We start from the raw sequence: 17,233 nt of genomic DNA, 5'->3' as shown, positions 1-17,233 counted from the left end.
CTTATTTGAGTTAAAACCAAATAATTGAACCCATTTGTTATTCGTTCGGCTCTGGTTGTTGGTGTGCTGGCGGTTCACAGGAATGCTTCTAACGGTATTGTCTGTGTTGGACTACAAGCATCGCTAGCTATCTATGTTGACTGGCGGTACGCTGCAAGGCGACAAGCACACACAGAGTACATCGCCTCTTTAGTCATCCAAGATGCTGCCTTTAACACAGTACATGCGTGGGCGGGTATTGTCGGGCAGGCTGACTTTGCGCTGTGGTCGGTTGCCATCGGGGACTAGGTAGCCTGCGGCCATCAGTGCTTTGGCGGCGCGATCTGGGCTGAGGCCTTCGGTGGCTTCACGCCAACCGGTTGGGTAAAACAGGTAGAGGGTTTGTGGACCAGAAGTATCAAGCCAACCCGCGCGCTGGCGAACTTGGCTGCTGTAACCGGTTTGTTTAGGCGTAAAGCGGCTTTCGCCATGCTGCTCAATAAAACTGCGCACTTGGCGAATGGCTTGTTGGTCTTCATTGGCGGCCACACCACCACGGGCGAGTATCCATTGGTTAAGCTGGCTTAAACAGGCGGCTTCGACACTTTTAGCTGGCCAATCAAGTACCTTGGCTTGAATGGCTAACAGGCCTGCGCTAGCCAGTAAGGCAAATTTTTCGGCGACTCGGCGCACTTGTCCGTCAGCCTCGGTTGGCAAACTAGCTAAAAAGTGTTGGCGTACATTTTGGAAAACGGGTCGCACCTGCGCGCTGTGCTGCGTTAAATACCGCAACCAATCCAAGGCCAAGCTGCCGTAATGTTGGCAACTTTGTTGTTTTAGGTGGTCGGCTAAATCGGCGGCGTTCATTCCATGACTCTGGTTAAACACGCCCATTTGCGCGCCGGCATCGGCACTGAGATCAATCACGCGCACTTGCTGCCCCGCTTTCACGCGTTTGCCGATACTGGCGAGGTGGCTTTCGAGCGTCACTTCACCAGTGGATAAAAATACCAAGCGCCAACGAGCGGGTAAACGCATTTCACCGTATTTGCCTGCACGAGTTTTACCTTGGCCATTGGCGAGCATGTAAGCGACATCGCCTGCTTCTTTTGGGTCAACTTCGCCCATTTCATCGAGCGCCAGCAAGGCATCGTTATGGGCTAATGCAGTGCCTTCTAAACCGTTGGCCGTGGCGCGCCAACTGTGGCGCAGCTGATTGGGCTCGCCCCACACCGATAATGCCGGATACAGCGCCGCGGTTTTACCGGTACTGCTGGCACCATAGAGGTGTAAACCAAAACCATCCACCCCACACAAGTACGACAAAGGCGCGGCCAGCGCAGCGCAGACACCAATGATTAATAGCGGGTTATCCAGACAGTAACGGCCAACGTGCTGCCGCCAACTGTCGCTACTACCTTGTTGAATAAAGCCTTCTATCGGGTGCATGGTTTGCAACACCATGCGCGGGTTGCTGCTGTGTTCACTGGGGTAAAAGGTGAGGCGCGGATGCACATAAGCGTGGTGATGCCAGCCAATGCAGTTCACGCTAATGGCCTTTTGTGTAGCCAGTTCGCCCATCTGTTGAATAAACAGCGAGAGCAACTGCCGCGCTTTGATACTGTTACTTAGCCGCATGCCTCGGCTGAGTAAGATTCGGCGGTACTCGCTGCCGTCTCCGGCCAATAGTTCAGCGGGCATAGCCCAGTAGCGATGGCGATTGTCATCGTCTAACCAGTGCAATAAATAGCCGTAGTTGTCCCCTTGCGGATCCCGGGTACGGGCAGCCACTTGCAGCCAAGAGCAGATTTTAACAGGGCTATCTTGCCCTGCTGGTTGCATCACCAGCCAGTTTTGCGCGTTATAGGCAAAACCAGGCGGTAATGTTGGCGCGTTGTTATTCATCTCATTGGCAAGTAACGGGGTTGATGCTGATGGTTTATCCACGGCCATAAGCAGCACCGATACGGCGAGTTTCAATCCACTGGTCGATATCGCTTTCTAACCAGCCCACGGCACGCGCCCCAATACGAATGGAACGGGGAAATTCACCGTTGGCCATCAGGGCATAAATGGTACTGCGGCCAAAGCCTGTTTTTGCCTTTACCTCGGGCAAACGCAAAATCCGTTGCTGACGCGCTGGGTGTACTGAGTTTGAGGGGGATTGTGTGGTTGGGTTCATCGTTTGCTTCCTCACTGATCTGTTAAGTTCAGTTAGGAGTTTGACAGTACTAAACGGACGCAGTAGGTAGATAAATGCCCAGATCGTGCAGCTTTCTGAGGGTACAGGTAGCAACTTGCCCCAGTTTGTAGATAGTGCCCCAAGTAATTAATGCTCTATGGGCAGGGTTAGTGTGCGGCTAAGCGGCGTGCATTAAGGTCTTGCCCAAACTGCCCCAAACTGCCCCAAACTGCCCCAAAAGCCCAAGGGATGAGCGAAGTGTTAAAACACATGGGGTATGAGGCAAAGTATAAAAGTGAAACTATAACTTCTTTATCTGCTGAAAAATGAAAATATAGTTTCACTGACTCATTAAACGTTAAACGCCGATTCTTTCATGGCTTGCTCTGCTCGGCTGATCCCTAGCTGCTTAGCAACAGTTTGCCACTGCTTAACCGCCATTAATACTTCATCGTAAATTTGCATGGCTTGGGTTTGCGAAAGTCGGAAGAAGTCTTTTACGTCAAACGCTAATTGGTAGTCTAAAGCGTTGTCTGCATCGGTAATATTCAGATGCAGGCCATGCTTACCCACTATCGGGTTTAAATCATAAGCGGGTGATAACTTCCAGCCATTCTTTGTTAATAAAAACCCATGGTTACGCAGGTGATCATCCGTGTTGGACACCGCAATATTAAACACGATACGTCGCCATAACTGTGCTAAATCAGCTTCGGTTTGTGCACCAGAATTGGAAATAAATTCAGCAATCTCTAAGTAGCTGGCACCTTGAGATTGTTCACCATCATAGTATTGAAGCTGTGTCATGGCCGATGAAAAATGCAGCCGCTTTTCACCGTCGCGGTCAAACCGTTTTGTTAAAAATGTATGATACCCAGAGGAAAACTGCCTAATCTCACTTGGAAACATGTCAACACCTGCCGCCAAGGCCAATTCATAACAGACCATCTCCCACGCCCCCACGTCATGGGTATCGTTTAAATTGGGAAACTTGGCAATCCACAAGTGGCCTTGTTCATCTGTGACACAAGCCTTGGGCCTTGCACCACCTAATGATGAGCCTGGGGAAATCAGCATTTTCAACCAGCGATAATACTCGTCACTGTCGATGTTATCGTCTTTTTCAATCTGCATTGCAGCGTGCTCTAGCTCTCGCAGAGAAGCCATTGGCGGCGCAGCAAACTCAGCGTTGTCATCTAAGAACGCAGCCGAGCCTGTTCGCTTAAATCGAATACCGCCCATCCGGTAAGCGTCATGTACGCCCAGCAGGTAATCTAGCTCGTTTAATCGACTTGTTGCTCGAATGCCTTTGCGCGCTTCAATGGCCGCACGCCGCTGCATTAAAATACGCCCCCATCTATCAGGCGATGAATCAAGAAATGCGCGAAAGTTTTTATCAGCTTCATCGTTGTAGAGTTCACCGGAGTGAAGAGTAAGCATAGGATCAATTTGCAAGCGATAGGCTGAAGTTAAAAATGCTTTATCGTAGGCAAAACTAAACACGCCACCTCGGCTTGAATCACTGTAAGCAAGCTGCCCAATTAGCAAAGGCGCTTCAATTGGCTGCCAGTCGGCATAGACTTCGACGATTTCACGGCTCATTTTGAGCCTTCCAGCAATTTTATGTTTTGCAGCTTGATACCCACTTCATCATGAGCGGCCATTTCTGCAAAGTTGCTTTCCATGCCAAGAACGGCCATCACTTTTAAGTAAGTGCCTATGGCAACGCCCGGATCACCTGCGAAGACTTTGTTCACGGTTTTATGATCAAAGCCAGTACGTTCACACAGCAGCTTTTTTGTAAAACCACGTCGTTTCATAGCCAACAGCAAGTCTTCACCAAAATGAGTCAGAATTTTGCGCTGCTTTGGAAACAGCACATTGTGCAAATCACGTTTAGCCATAACATCAACCAAAGGGACTATATTCCCATTATTAAACCGTTAATGGGAATATAGTCCAACTTTGAAATCCAAACAACTTCAATAAGTTAAATATAGGACTATATTCCCATTTTACTGAATATAGTTGGATTAATATCCTGCTTTTAGATTTAGTTTGCGAGTTGGCCAAGGCGATGATGTGAATCCCTGAATGCCAAAGGCCACCAGACTACACTTTTATGCGCGTAAAAGTGTGGAATTCAAGTTAAGTACTCATCTGTGTATTTTGCTGAACGGGAAAATGCAGCGGTTAGAGGTCTACACAAGGTGACTTCAAAGGTAATAATCTGTAGACCTTGATACTTGATATTCGATACTCTGATTTATCAATATTGGATACCATAGTATCCATATTGAGCTTATTTTTATTAAAATAGACACCATAATGTCCATTTCAGGTTAGGTGAGTTTCCTACTGACTAACCACTATCGCATAGAACCAGTAAAAAAATGGCAAAGCTATGTTGACAGAAATCGTGCCCGATAAAGCCTTTCAATACTGCTATTTTTTACCCCGAACCGCAGTGTGAAAACAGCACTTTTTTTACACACTCAATAGCCAAGAAGTATCACTAACATTCAGTAAAAGCCAAGGGGAGCGGTGAGAAATAAGCACTTTTGAACGGTTTCTTTTCGGTAACCGATTCATTTTTTACTTCATCCCCTCCCTCTTATTTATAAATTAAAGCCAGTACCCGTATAAATTTTTCCCTCAAAATATTGTTCATTTAACTGTGTATGGGCAACACCGAAAAACTACCTCTTTGCTTACTATGTAAAGCGTTTTAATCATTTTTGAAACTTGTGCTGACAGCACAGGTTTTTTAACTCATTGATTTTATTGGGAAAGAATATACAGCTTTATGAGTCAAACTCCTTGAGTGAATGACGCACACTTTTTGAGCGAATACGTGAAAGACATTCATCTTCCGTTCAGGAGCTATCGGCGAACATTAAACCTCTTTTTTTTAGGGGTTATTTTGCGGGTACTTATATTAATCAATCAGCCATATATCAGGTGGGTTAAATAGTGGTCTTAATATTGGACGGTATCTTCTTCCTTGGCTGAAAAAGAGACGGCCTTTCAATGTAAAGCTGTTAGTCGCACTGATGAGTAATAAGAGTATGAAATATAAAAATTAAAGCGTCTGTTTGATATGACAGGCAATCGTTACTTTCAAATAACTATTAAAAAAGTGCCGAGGATTATTATCGGTACGAAGTTAGAGCTCGTTTTACGGACTAAATATTTAGTTAAATAAGGGACTGTCGTGAATTTCTCAAAGCATTTTTCTATCAATCGACTAGCCAGGTTCGCTGGCGTTCTGTTCATCTCCGTCCTACCTGTACTGCCTTCTCAGGCTGTAGCGGCTTTGGGTGCGTCGGTCACACTAAAAAGTGGTGAGCCGACGGGGATTTATCCAGGTGAAGTAACCATTATTGAAATCACTTTGGCTAACAGTAATGCTGGGGCTCAGGTAAGTAATGTTGAATTTAATACCTCATTGCCTGGTACTTTGCCGAATGGTTTAAAAATCAGTGAGTTGGCGACTTATAGCTGTTATGACCCTTCAGGACCTACAACTCTGGTGGGTAGTGGTGTTTTGACTGCGACTACTGACTCGCAAGCGATCAATTTAAGTGGCGGGGTTATTCCTGCAAGGTCAAATGGTGTTGATGGAACCTGTACCATTTTGGTCCCTGTAACGGCGGGTACATCTTCGGGTAGTAGTGCAACATACGCTTACGAAATTGCTGATGGTGCTGTGACCGGTAGTGATGGAGGAGCCGTCGCTAATACGGGTACAGTGAGTCAAAGTATTAATGTTAGCGCGTTAACAAAGCCTTCGATTGTAAAAAGCTTTTCATCATCCAATATCGTTCTCGGTGGTGATCCCGAGACCTTAACTGTTGAGCTACGTAATACTAACCCTGTCGACCTTGAAGGCTTCAGCATTACTGATACCTTCCCAATGTTAGGGGGTAATGCCATCATCAAGGTGGCAGCAGTCCCTAATGCGACGGCCAGTTGTAATAATGGCGGTGCGTCGCCAACATTTAGCCCAAATGCTGGGGATGGCAGTATAACGGTTACAGGTACGATTCCTGCCAAATCTGGTGGCAGTAATGGCCTGTGTACGATCACTGTTGATATAGAAGCTGCTACTACCGATGGCGATTACACAACCGGTGCTCAAACTAATACTATCAACCGCAGTACCGATTTTTCCAATGATATTGGTCTTCCTGCGCAATCTAATGCGACGGCAGATATTACAGTTATTTCCCCGCTTAATGTTAATAAATCATTTGCCCATAGTAGCTTATCTAACAACCAAACAGATTCCTTTACTATTACGCTGACTAACTCGGGAAACACTGATCTTACTGTCAATGAATTCGAGGATTCACCTATCGATGGGGTTGATAACGACAACACCTCCGGGTTAAGAGTTTCTAACCAGTTAACAACTTGTAGTGGCGGCGTAGTTACTGCCATTGATAACGATACAGGTATTAAGCTAACAGGTGGAGTCATCCCTGCGGGTGGATCTTGTTCTATTACGGTGGAGTTTGTGGGTACGGTCGCCAGTGCGGGTGTACCGATCACTTACACAAACCTGATCCCTGAAGGAGCGGTGGATGTTGGTGATCCTGCAATTGTCAGCCGTACCCGTTCAGCTTCAATTTTAGTCGCAGACGATTTACGGGTGTTGAAATCAGCCTCGCCAACAAAAGCGGCTCCGGGAAGCCCTGTTAAATACACCATTACTACGCAGAATTTTACTAATTCAAATATCAATAATGTCACTATTAAGGATTCCTTACCTGCGGGTATGACGTTCTTGGCGGGGACTATAGGAAGTAACAATTTTACCCCGATATTATCGGGTACCGGTTGTTCTGGACTGACAGTTAATAGTGCTCTTGGGGACACCGACGCTGACTTTGTAATCGGGACACTTCCTACACGTGCTGACGAGAATACACCGGGTCAATGTAGTGTGACTTTCTGGGCGATGACCGATAGTGCAGCGGTGGATGGTTCATCGACACAAAATACGCTTGAGGCCGGTGATGTTTGTTATAACGCAGGCGCTAATTGTAATCAGAGTAGTACGAGCTCATCAGGTTCTACTGCGGTTGAAACAACGGTTGCGTCAGCGACAAAACGTTTTGATGGAACTCAAAATCAGACCCTTTCAGAAGGTACAATTACAACACTAACGTTCATAATATCCAATATTTCAGCTAACCCTCTCACGAACGTTTCCTTGTCCGATACTTTCCCTACGGATGGTAGCGGGCAGCTTCAAGTCGCCAGTCCAGCGAATGCTTCTAGTACCTGTGGCCCTGCTACTATCACTGCTACACCAGGTGCAACATCAGTATCTATGAATGGTGCAATCGTTCCTGCCCGAGAAGAGACAGGCACAGGCGCACCGGGTAGTTGTAGTTTGAGTGTTGATGTTATTGGCCCTGCCGGTGTTTATCCGAATACAGCACAAGTTGCAGGGACCCAAACCTTTGCTAATGGTGTAACAGATACTCTGGATCCTTTTGATACAGATACGGCAACATTAACCTATTTAAGCGCTTTGAGTGTTAATAAAGAGTTCTCGCCTAGTGCTATTAGCTCTGGTGGAACAAGCACCGTTCGCATTACTTTAAATAATACAAGCGATATTCAGCTCAATAATGCCTCGTTGGTGGATAATTTGCCGAGCGGTATGACGCTTGCAAATCCAGTTAATGCGTATACCACTTGTGCGGGTAGTTCCTCTTTTAGCTCATCAAATCCCGGCGATTCATCTATCAGTTTTACCGGTGCTAATATCGCCGGTAATGGTTCATGTGATGTTCTTTTTGATGTTGTTGCTACAGGCAGCAGCAATTGGATCAATACGCTCGCTGCGGGCGATGTTACCGCCGATGGAGGGATTCGCAATACGACCGCGGTGAATGCAACCTTAACTTTCGTTGCGGCAACTAATATTGCTGTTGCCAAAACCACTAACCCAAGTACATTGGCTTTTCCTGGTCAAGAGAGTCAATTAACGGTCACTTTAACCAATGGCACGGCGGAGGCTACGGGTCTAAAAGTGGTTGACTATTTTACTGTAGACGGTTTATCGGGGTCAGCGGCAAGCGGCATGGTTGTCGCTGCTACACCAGGGTTAACCACTGATTGTCCTAATGGTGTTTTGAGTGCAGAAAGTGGTGGAGAATCTGTCGCCATTAGTGGCGTTTCTTTACCCGCCAATGGTAGCTGTACTTTTAGTGTGAATATTACCGCGAAAACTGTGGGTGGTATTACTAATATTATTCCTGTGGGAGCGGTGGTCACGGATCAAGGGCTCACGAATAGTGGTGCCGCTACCACGAGTTTAACAACGCAAAGCAATATCGGCGTGACTAAAGAGTTTACTCCTGCCGTCATTGAGCCGGGTGAGCGTAGCCGCTTACGCATAACTCTTCACAATGCCACGCCTCTCAGTATCAACGAGGTTTCTGTTACTGATACGTTGCCTGCAAACGTTACTGTTCCTGCAAGCCCTAATCCTCAAACAAGCTGTTTAGGAGGTGTGGTGAACTACAGTAGCAATTCGGTTTCGTTGACGAGTGGTAGCCTGGCGGGAATGGTTGGGACAACAGTTTCAACCTGTTATTTGGAAATAGATGTCACTACTAATATAGGCGGAACTTACGTAAACACTATCCCTGCTGGTGCCGTTGTTGCGACGTCAGGGGGCTCATCAGCAACTAACGAAGAGCCAGCATCTGCAGAACTGTTTGCCAAAGAACCTCTAGTTACTCATGTGGCGTTTAAGGACCAGACGTTGGATGTTGGCAATCCCGCTGGATTTACAACTGATTCAGCTACTACTTTAGCTGGTACACCCGCGACCATGACCATTTATATCGAGAACCCGAATGATGAAGCGGTTAGTGGTATGAATTTAGTGGATGCCTTACCTAGTGGTGTCTCTATAGCGCCAACTCCTAATGCATCGACAACCTGTACCGATGGTGTTGTGAATGCCACCGCTGCGGGCTCCAGCGTGCAATTATCGGGAGCCACTTTGGGTGCGACCAGCAGCTGTACAGTTAGTGTTGATGTTATTAGTAACGTATCAGGCAGTTATGTAAATGATATAGGTTCTAGTGAAATTACTACGAACGAAGGGGTGAGCAATGAAGAGGGCACAGCAGCAGAGCTTATTATTGCAACGCCACCGGCGGTATTAAAAGAGTTTAACCCTGCTGTTATTCCGAGTGGGGGAGTATCAACACTTACTATTAATTTCACTAACGAAAATAGCAGCGCTATTACGTTAAGCTCCATATTTACGGATGAGTTACCAACCTCTCCAGGGGCGATGCTTGTTGCTACAACGCCTAATTTGAGTACTGACTGTACCTTAGCGTCAGTAACGGCGAATGCCGGTGCTAATTTGGTAAGTTACGCCAATGGGGCCAGTATTCCAGCAGGGGGGTGTTCAATTAGTGTTGACGTCACGGCTACTGCTGTAGGTGAGCATGTCAATAATATCCCAGCAGGGGCTTTAGAAACGTCGGCTGGTAGCAATCTGTCACCCACGAACAGCAGTCTGTTTGTTAGTGCGCTAGGTTATATCAGTGGCCGAATTTTTCAGGATCATGATGTCACACCAGACGGCATATATACCGCTACAGACACGCCGTTAGCCGGCGCTAAGGTTTCGTTGATATCAGGTGCTTCCTGTAGCGGTGCCTTGGTGGCGATTGCAGGTGTTAGTAATCCTGCGACAACCGATTCCTCGGGTAATTATCTCTTTGGCTCATTACCTGCTGGCACTTATTCAGTATGCCAAACAGAGCAGCCAACAGGTACGCAAAATGGTATTGCCAGTGCCGGTGACATTGTTGCCAATAACGGTAGCACTGGTACTGCTGGTTCCGCTACTAACCCTACTAATATAACGAGCCAGATCACGGGTATCGTACTTAATGATGATGGTGGTTCTGCTGAAGTTAGTGGTGCTACAGGTAATGATTTCGCTGAAGTAGTGCCCTCAATCTTAAGCGGTTATGTGTTTAAGGATGAAAATAATAACGGCATTAAAAATGGCGCGGATACTGGACTGATCGGTGAAACGATCGAGTTGTTGGACAGTGGTGATAATGTTATTGCCAGTACAACTACAGATAGTGAAGGTTTTTATGAGTTTACCGATTTAGCGCCCGACACATACAGTATTCGGCAACCCAATCAGCCGGATAGTACGGCTAATGGCATCACGACGGCAGGTACGGTAAGTAATGGAGGTACGACCGGATCAGTTTCAGCTATAACGACAGTGCCAAGCCAGATTAGCACAATCGTTCTGCCGCCGAATACGACAGTTTCAGATAATAACTTTGCTGAAATTCCTGATAGTGGACGTATCTCGGGCAAGGTGTTTGTTGATTACGACAACAATGGTTCACCTAATAGTAGTGATAATGGCATCAATGGCCAAACTATCAACTTGACCGGTACTGATATTAACGGCAACCCCGTTAATGAAACTACCACGACGGATAATGAAGGTAATTTTACTTTTGATGATCTTCCAGCAGGGAGCTACACCCTGACTCAGCCGGATCAGCCAGCAGATACAACGAATGGCATTACTACCGCAGGAAGCGGAGGCGGTACGGCCACTAATACAGCAACCACACCTAGTAGTATTTCGAATATCACTATTTCTGATATGAACAAAGTATCGGGGGATAACTATTTTGCGGAGCAACCTTCGGGCGTTGTCGATTTAACAGTGGAGTTAACCCATAGTCCAGCTGATTTGGCTGCGGGTTCATCCAATGATTATTACACCGTCTCCCCATCTAATATTGGTGATGCAGATAGTAATGGCGTAGTGACTGTTGTCACTACTATTCCTGCGGGAATTACTCCTACAGGGACACGATCGAATGGTGATTGGAATTGTTCTATCGCGGGTCAAGAGGTGACTTGTACTAGTAGCACAGAGATCACGTCTGGCGGCAGTGGAGAAGATATTTTTATTGATGTCAGTGTTGGTAGTGGTTTGGAAGGCCAAGTGCTAAATGCTGAATCAGTCGTTAGTGGTGGTAATGAACCGAGTCATTTGCAAGGTAATAATACGGATGTGGACCCTGCCGCGATTAATGCCGGTGCGAGTGTTAGTGGCCATGTTTGGCGTGACGATAACCATGACCGTATTCGTGATGTGGGGGAATCTCATTTCGAAAACTGGAAGGTTTTGTTAAAACGCAATGGTGAAACCGTGGCCACCACAACGACTGGCAGTGATGGCAGTTATAGCTTTACTAATATTTCACCGGGTAGTGGCTATGAAGTTGAATTCCAAGAGCCAAGCACAGGTAATAATTTGGGCCAGCCTGTGCCTAATGAAAGCGGTGCTGCTTTTACCCCAGGTGTTGATGACGATAACGCGAACCCTGCTGGGGCAGATAATACAGGCTTTACTTTAAGTAATATGACCTTGCTTGCAGGTGAGACGGTTGAGGAACAGAGTTTACCTATAGATCCGAGTGGTGTGGTTTATGACGCGATCAGTCGTCAACCGGTTGAAGGGGCTGTCGTTACGCTTAGCGGCCCTGCCGGTTTTGATGCGGATACTCACCTTATTGGTGGTAGCAGTAATCTGTCGCAAACTACATCAAGTCTAGGTATGTACCAATACCTTTTAAACGCGGGCGCTCCAGCAGGGACTTATACGCTTTCAGTGGCATCACCTAGCGGTTATCTGTCTGGAGAATCGATCTTTATTCCTGCTTGTACTAATACGCCATCGGTTGGTGCAGCGCCAAATCCTGCATTAGTACAAAACAATAATGCAGCACCGGTTTCTAGTACGGCGCTACATGATGCTAATGCTTGTCCTGCAACATCAGCAGGGTTCGCAGCAGGAGCGAATAGTACACAATACTTTTTCTCTTTTGTTTTAGATCCTGGGTTACCTTCGGGCAACGTGCTGAATAATCATATTCCCTTGGATCCGGTCTTGGGCGGTGCAATCAATATGGTTAAAACTGCCGCGAAAGACGCAGTAAGCCAAGGTGAATTGATTCCATACACTATTCAGGCCATCAATACTTATGCTGTGGGGCTTGAGGATGTTGAGTTAATTGACCAAACCCCGCCCGGTTTCAAGTATGTTGTAGGCTCATCCCGTATTGATGGAGTGGCGTCAGAACCTGTGGTCGAGGGGCGTGCGCTGACGTGGAGCAATATAGATTTTAATGCGGGTGAGTCTCATACAATTACTTTGCTATTAGTACCCGGTACAGGGGTTAGCGATGGTGAATATGTCAACCAGGCCTGGGCTTCTATCGAGAATAATCGGGCCTCAAATGTAGCGACTGCTACCGTACAGTTAGTGCCGGACCCTACGTTCGAGTGTAGCGATATTATTGGCAAAGTGTTTGATGATCAAAATACTAATGGCTATCAAGATAAGGGTGAGCCGGGTCTGCCTGGGGTGCGTGTTGCCACCGTCAATGGCGAGCTTATTACAACGGATAAGCATGGTCGGTATCACATCGCTTGTGCGGCGGTGCCTGATGAATTGAAGGGTAGTAATTTTATTTTAAAATTAGACCCTCAGACCTTGCCTTCAGGGTACCGAGTTACTACCGAGAATCCCCGAGTGATTCGTCTTACTCAAGGTAAGATCAGTAAGCTTAACTTTGGTGCCAGTCTGCACCGAGTTGTGCGGTTAGATATTAATCAGCGCATGTTTGAAGGCGACGAGATCGCAGACAAACATCATGAGAAACTTGACCAATTATTGGAGATTTTACAGCAACAGCCCGCAGTCCTTCGTATAGGTTATCAACGAGGTCAGCAAGAAGATGAAAGTAACGCTTCTGCTCGTGCAAGTCAGGTTAGTAACCACATAAAAACATTGTGGGAAGAATTATGGAAAAGGCTAGATAAACCAGGATATGACCTAAATATCGAGATTGAAATGATCGAGCCTGTACTGTCAGTGGAGGCTCAGTCATGAATAAGAAAATATCTCTTTTAAGCTTCGGTTTAAGTGCAATTTGTAGTTCCTCATTGGTGTGGTCGGATAATGATAAAACGGTGTCTGCGGATCGCGGGGCGATGGATGATGATAACCAAGTTTTTATTCATGGTTACGAAAACAATCAAGAGCAGCAGTTAGTTGCTAAAACGTACACACTTTGGGGTGTGGAAGAGCAAACGGCTGAGCAGCAGGGACAATCGAAAGATAATGTTCAGGTTGAGTCCAGTAACCTTCGCTTTCATTTTGCGTCGGGACTAGCTCAAGTTAACCCGACGGATCTTGGGCCATTAGAACAATTAGTTTCAACATTGCGTGGACAGGATATTGTCCGTATTGAAGTTGTTGGTCATACCGATAGCCAGCGTTTATCGGCAAGGTCGAGACAATACTTTAAGGATAACTATGAGTTGGGTCTGTACCGAGCAAAAGCGGTGGCCGAATTATTGCAGCGACAGCTCGGCTTAACGGATACTCAGATTAGTGCTCAGAGCCAAGGCGATTCAGCTCCCATTGCTACTAATAAAACGGCAGAAGGTATGGCGCAAAACCGTCGAGTGACCTTTACCGTATGGTCACGTCCGGTGCAGGTTATTGAGCCTTTTATTTGTGAACGATCAGGGCAACCAACGTCAGATTTACAGATAAGTATTGATGGTCAGCCGACTGGGGGCGAAGCGGCTCAGGTCGCAGACCAGCAGCGCTGTCAGGATGTTCAATTAGCTGATAATGCGATTCAAATTCAGTATGACAGCCGTAATCTACATAAACGTTTGAACATCAGTACCCAAACAAGGCGTATAGGGCCTTCACAAACCCTCGAGTTTCAAGGTTATAGCAACTATCTTTTTTGGGTGAAGAAAGCAGAAGTTAGAATTTTGGACAAACGAGGGAAACTGGTTGCTACAGTACCCTTAAACCAACAACTGCAGGGCCAGTGGAAAAACACCCTGACTAAAACGAATAAGTTTTATTATCAGTTGAGGGTTTATGACCATCAACAGCGTTATGACGAAACGGAATTGTTACCTATCTGGGTAATGTCAGAACCGACATCGGAAGATGCTCAAAGTGTACAGTTTGCTGGTTATGGTGAAAGTCGTCTGAGGGAGGAAAAAATCCCTGTCAGTGGCGGTATGGTGACGGTAAACGTAAAAGAGTTGGATGAGCACTCCTTGTTTGTTTTTGGTTCGCCCGTTCCGGTTGATAATAAAGGTAAAGCGGTTGCTCAGCAGATCTTGCCAAAAGGTTATCATCGCGTTGAGGTGCTTACTGCTAAAGGGGACGAACAGCAGCGTTATTATCGCAACCTTGAATTGAACCAAGATGACTGGTTCATCGTCGGCTTTGCTGATTTAACCTTAGGGCAAAATAAAACCACGGGAGCCGCTGAGTTACTTAACGAAGACAATCCACATTATAAAGATGGTAAAACCTATGTGGATGGTCGTTTGGCCTTTTATGCTAAGGGACCATTAAACGAACGTTACCGATTGACCGCTAGTGCCGATACTGGTGAGGAAGAGTTGAGTCAATTGCTATCTAACTTTGATGAAAAAAATTCTCGCGCTTTATTGCGTCGCTTGGATACCTCTCGTCATTGGCCAACGTTTGGTGATGGATCGTCATTACATGAAGATGCACCGACACAAGGTAAGCTTTATGTAAAAGTGGAAGATGAACGCTCTCATATCCTCTGGGGTAATTTTAAAGAATCTCAAAAAGATACCCAGCTTAGTCAGGTGGATCGTGCGCTCTATGGTGCTCAACTGCACTATAACAGTGAAGCGCAGGTAGCTCATAACGAGAATGCCACTCAAGTTCGTGTGTTTGTAGCTGAACCCGGTACTTTGGCGGCGCGCGAGGATTATCGTGGCACAGGTGGTTCGGTCTATTTCCTTCGACATCAGGACATTACTACCGGGAGTGAACTGGTTAGTCTTGAAATTCGTGATAAAGATTCCGGTGAGGTGTTGTCAAACACTACGCTGACGGAAGGTAATGATTACGATATTGATGCAATTCAAGGTCGTATTTTATTAAGTGAGCCCTTGTCGTCCACAGCGACTAATTCAGGTTTAGTACAAGCGGGGAGCCTTGCGGGAAATCCGGTTTACTTGGTCGTTAATTATGAATATACACCGGGTACTACGGACTTATCCGATATGGCAACTTATGGTCGAGTAAGTCATTGGCTCAACGATAATGTTGAACTTGGTTTGACTGTAAGTAATCAAGACCAGAACGGTGAAAAGCAAGAGCTAAGGGGATTAGACTTCACTTATCGTCAGTCCGATAGCACGCAGTTGAATATTGAAATAGCTAATACTCATGGTAATGGCTTTAGCGAGTTTATTTCAGATGATGGCGGTTTTATTTACGCCGAGAAAATGCAAAGTGGTGGTTCTGCCAATGCGGGTCGTATTGATGGCTCCTTTTCTATGGCAGATCTTACTGGGGATGAAAATGCATCAGGGGAAGGGCGTTTTTATATTGAGTCGCGTGAGGCGGGCTTCTCAGCGCCTGGGCGTTTGACTGATACAGATACACTGAAAACTGGTGCGCGTTATGCTACTGACCTAAATGATGATTCGAAAATCGCATTTGAGTATGACGAAATTAAAACCGATGGGAACAACGATAAACAAGTCGCTGAAATTAGTCATATTGTCAGTCTTGATGAATCTTGGGATATGGGGATTGGTCTCCGACATGACTCGCAATCAGGCAGTAGTGTTGATGAAGGTAGTCGTGACGATATCGCAGTAAAACTTATTCATAGTGACGATCCGGAAACCACTAACTGGGGCTTTATTCAGGGAACGGTTCAGCGAGATCAGGAACGTGGTAAGAACAACCGCATAGGGGTTGGAACCGAACGTCAGCTGACTGAAAAGGCGACGGCAAATGGAGAAATATCTACGGGTAACCAAGGGGTTGGTGCCAAGCTAGGTGTTAACTACCAATGGTCAGATCGTACTAGTCTATACCTCAATTATTCACAAGACTCGGACGATTTGGAGAATGGTAATCGTAGTCGCAACGGGCAGCTTGTTAGTGGTGTTCGTTCTAAGATTACCCATGACACGTCGGTTTACGCAGAAGGTCGATTACAGACAGGTGATCAGCCAGGCTTAATGCAAGCTTACGGTGTCGATTATACGCCGTCGGAAAAGTGGCATTACGGTGTATCGTTAGAGCATGGTAAGTTGAATGAGGAAACTACTAGCGAAATAGAACGTGTGGCAGTAACCGGTAGCCTGAGTTACAAAGGGGATGATCATAGATACGCCGGAGCGTTGGAGTATCGTGAAGATGAAAGCTTGACCGAAGAGCGTACTACTTGGTTAATGCGTAATAACTACTCAACGGATATTAATGATGATTGGAAGGCTATCGCACAGCTAGACCTGTCTTACAGTAATTCAAGTCGAGGAGATGAGTTCGATGGCGAATACATTGAAAGTTCATGGGGTTATGCTTATCGTCCAGTAGATAATGATGAGCTGAATCTGCTATTTAAATATACCTATTTGTATGATCTTGCTGCGCCAGAGCAACTTACGCCTTCTGAAAGTGGAACGGTTGATTATGCACAGCGTAGTCAGGTGTTTGCGGTCGATGCAACCTATGATCTGACTCCTAAATGGACTGTGGGGGGTAAATACGCTTACCGTTTAGGTGAGTTACGTTATAGCCGTGATGACAGTGCTGATTGGTTCTCAAGTGAAGGTGATTTAGTGGTAATTCGTAGTGATTTCCATGTCGTTAAAGAGTGGGATATGGCCTTAGAGTGGAGGCGTCGTACGGAGAATGCAGCGGATGACTCCCGTGATGGTTTCTTAGGTGCTATATACCGACATGTGAATGAAAATACCAAAATTGGTGTTGGTTACAATGCGACTGAGTTCACTGATGATCTTACTGACTTGGATTATGACGCCAAAGGTTGGTTTATCAATCTAGTGGGTAAATACTAAGTGATGGCATGCACTCAGAGTTAGTTTTAGGATATGAATAGTCTCTTGCGCGTCGCTTTAGGCGAGCGAGAGTCTATTCTCTCTTGGCTT

General features: G+C 46.1%; 6 protein-coding genes. 2 read left to right on the top strand and 4 right to left on the bottom strand.

The window, feature by feature from the left end; genetic code table 11:
* Window positions 1–189: 189 nt before the first annotated feature.
* From Q4492_RS12065 to Q4492_RS12050, 4 genes are all read right to left on the bottom strand, one after another.
* Window positions 190–1,932 carry a DUF927 domain-containing protein gene (locus Q4492_RS12065; RefSeq protein WP_303418240.1) on the bottom strand — a complete coding sequence of 581 codons (1,743 nt, stop codon included), beginning with the start codon at window positions 1,930–1,932 and terminating at the stop codon, window positions 190–192.
* Complete coding sequence (locus Q4492_RS12060; RefSeq protein ID WP_033539342.1) at window positions 1,919–2,161, bottom strand: AlpA family transcriptional regulator; 243 nt, start codon at window positions 2,159–2,161, stop codon at window positions 1,919–1,921. The genes Q4492_RS12065 and Q4492_RS12060 overlap by 14 nt, the downstream gene beginning before the upstream one ends.
* A 351-nt stretch (window positions 2,162–2,512) precedes the next feature.
* On the bottom strand, window positions 2,513–3,763 hold the full coding sequence (locus Q4492_RS12055; RefSeq protein WP_303418235.1) for a type II toxin-antitoxin system HipA family toxin: 1,251 nt from the start codon (window positions 3,761–3,763) through the stop codon (window positions 2,513–2,515).
* A complete protein-coding gene (locus tag Q4492_RS12050; protein WP_036984862.1) occupies window positions 3,760–4,065 on the bottom strand; it encodes a helix-turn-helix domain-containing protein in 306 nt (101 codons plus the stop codon). Before Q4492_RS12050 ends, Q4492_RS12055 begins: the two co-directional genes overlap by 4 nt.
* 1,310 nt (window positions 4,066–5,375) lie before the next feature.
* Here Q4492_RS12050 and Q4492_RS12045 point away from each other — a divergent pair.
* Both Q4492_RS12045 and Q4492_RS12040 read left to right on the top strand, forming a co-directional pair.
* A complete protein-coding gene (locus tag Q4492_RS12045; protein WP_303418229.1) occupies window positions 5,376–13,142 on the top strand; it encodes an SdrD B-like domain-containing protein in 7,767 nt (2,588 codons plus the stop codon).
* Window positions 13,139–17,143 carry an OmpA family protein gene (locus Q4492_RS12040; RefSeq protein WP_303418227.1) on the top strand — a complete coding sequence of 1,335 codons (4,005 nt, stop codon included), beginning with the start codon at window positions 13,139–13,141 and terminating at the stop codon, window positions 17,141–17,143. Before Q4492_RS12045 ends, Q4492_RS12040 begins: the two co-directional genes overlap by 4 nt.
* Window positions 17,144–17,233: the final 90 nt, after the last annotated feature.

Origin of the sequence: Neptuniibacter sp. 1_MG-2023 (genome assembly GCF_030547185.1) — a bacterium.
Taxonomy (GTDB): domain Bacteria; phylum Pseudomonadota; class Gammaproteobacteria; order Pseudomonadales; family Balneatricaceae; genus Neptuniibacter.
This window is presented reverse-complemented; position numbering and strand designations above follow the sequence as displayed.

Coding starts and splice junctions, on each gene's coding strand:
- Q4492_RS12060 (WP_033539342.1), bottom strand. CDS start 2,161: ATGAACCCAACCACACAATCCCCCTCAAACTCAGTACACCCAGCGCGT.
- Q4492_RS12055 (WP_303418235.1), bottom strand. CDS start 3,763: ATGAGCCGTGAAATCGTCGAAGTCTATGCCGACTGGCAGCCAATTGAA.
- Q4492_RS12050 (WP_036984862.1), bottom strand. CDS start 4,065: ATGGCTAAACGTGATTTGCACAATGTGCTGTTTCCAAAGCAGCGCAAA.
- Q4492_RS12065 (WP_303418240.1), bottom strand. CDS start 1,932: ATGGCCGTGGATAAACCATCAGCATCAACCCCGTTACTTGCCAATGAG.
- Q4492_RS12040 (WP_303418227.1), top strand. CDS start 13,139: ATGAATAAGAAAATATCTCTTTTAAGCTTCGGTTTAAGTGCAATTTGT.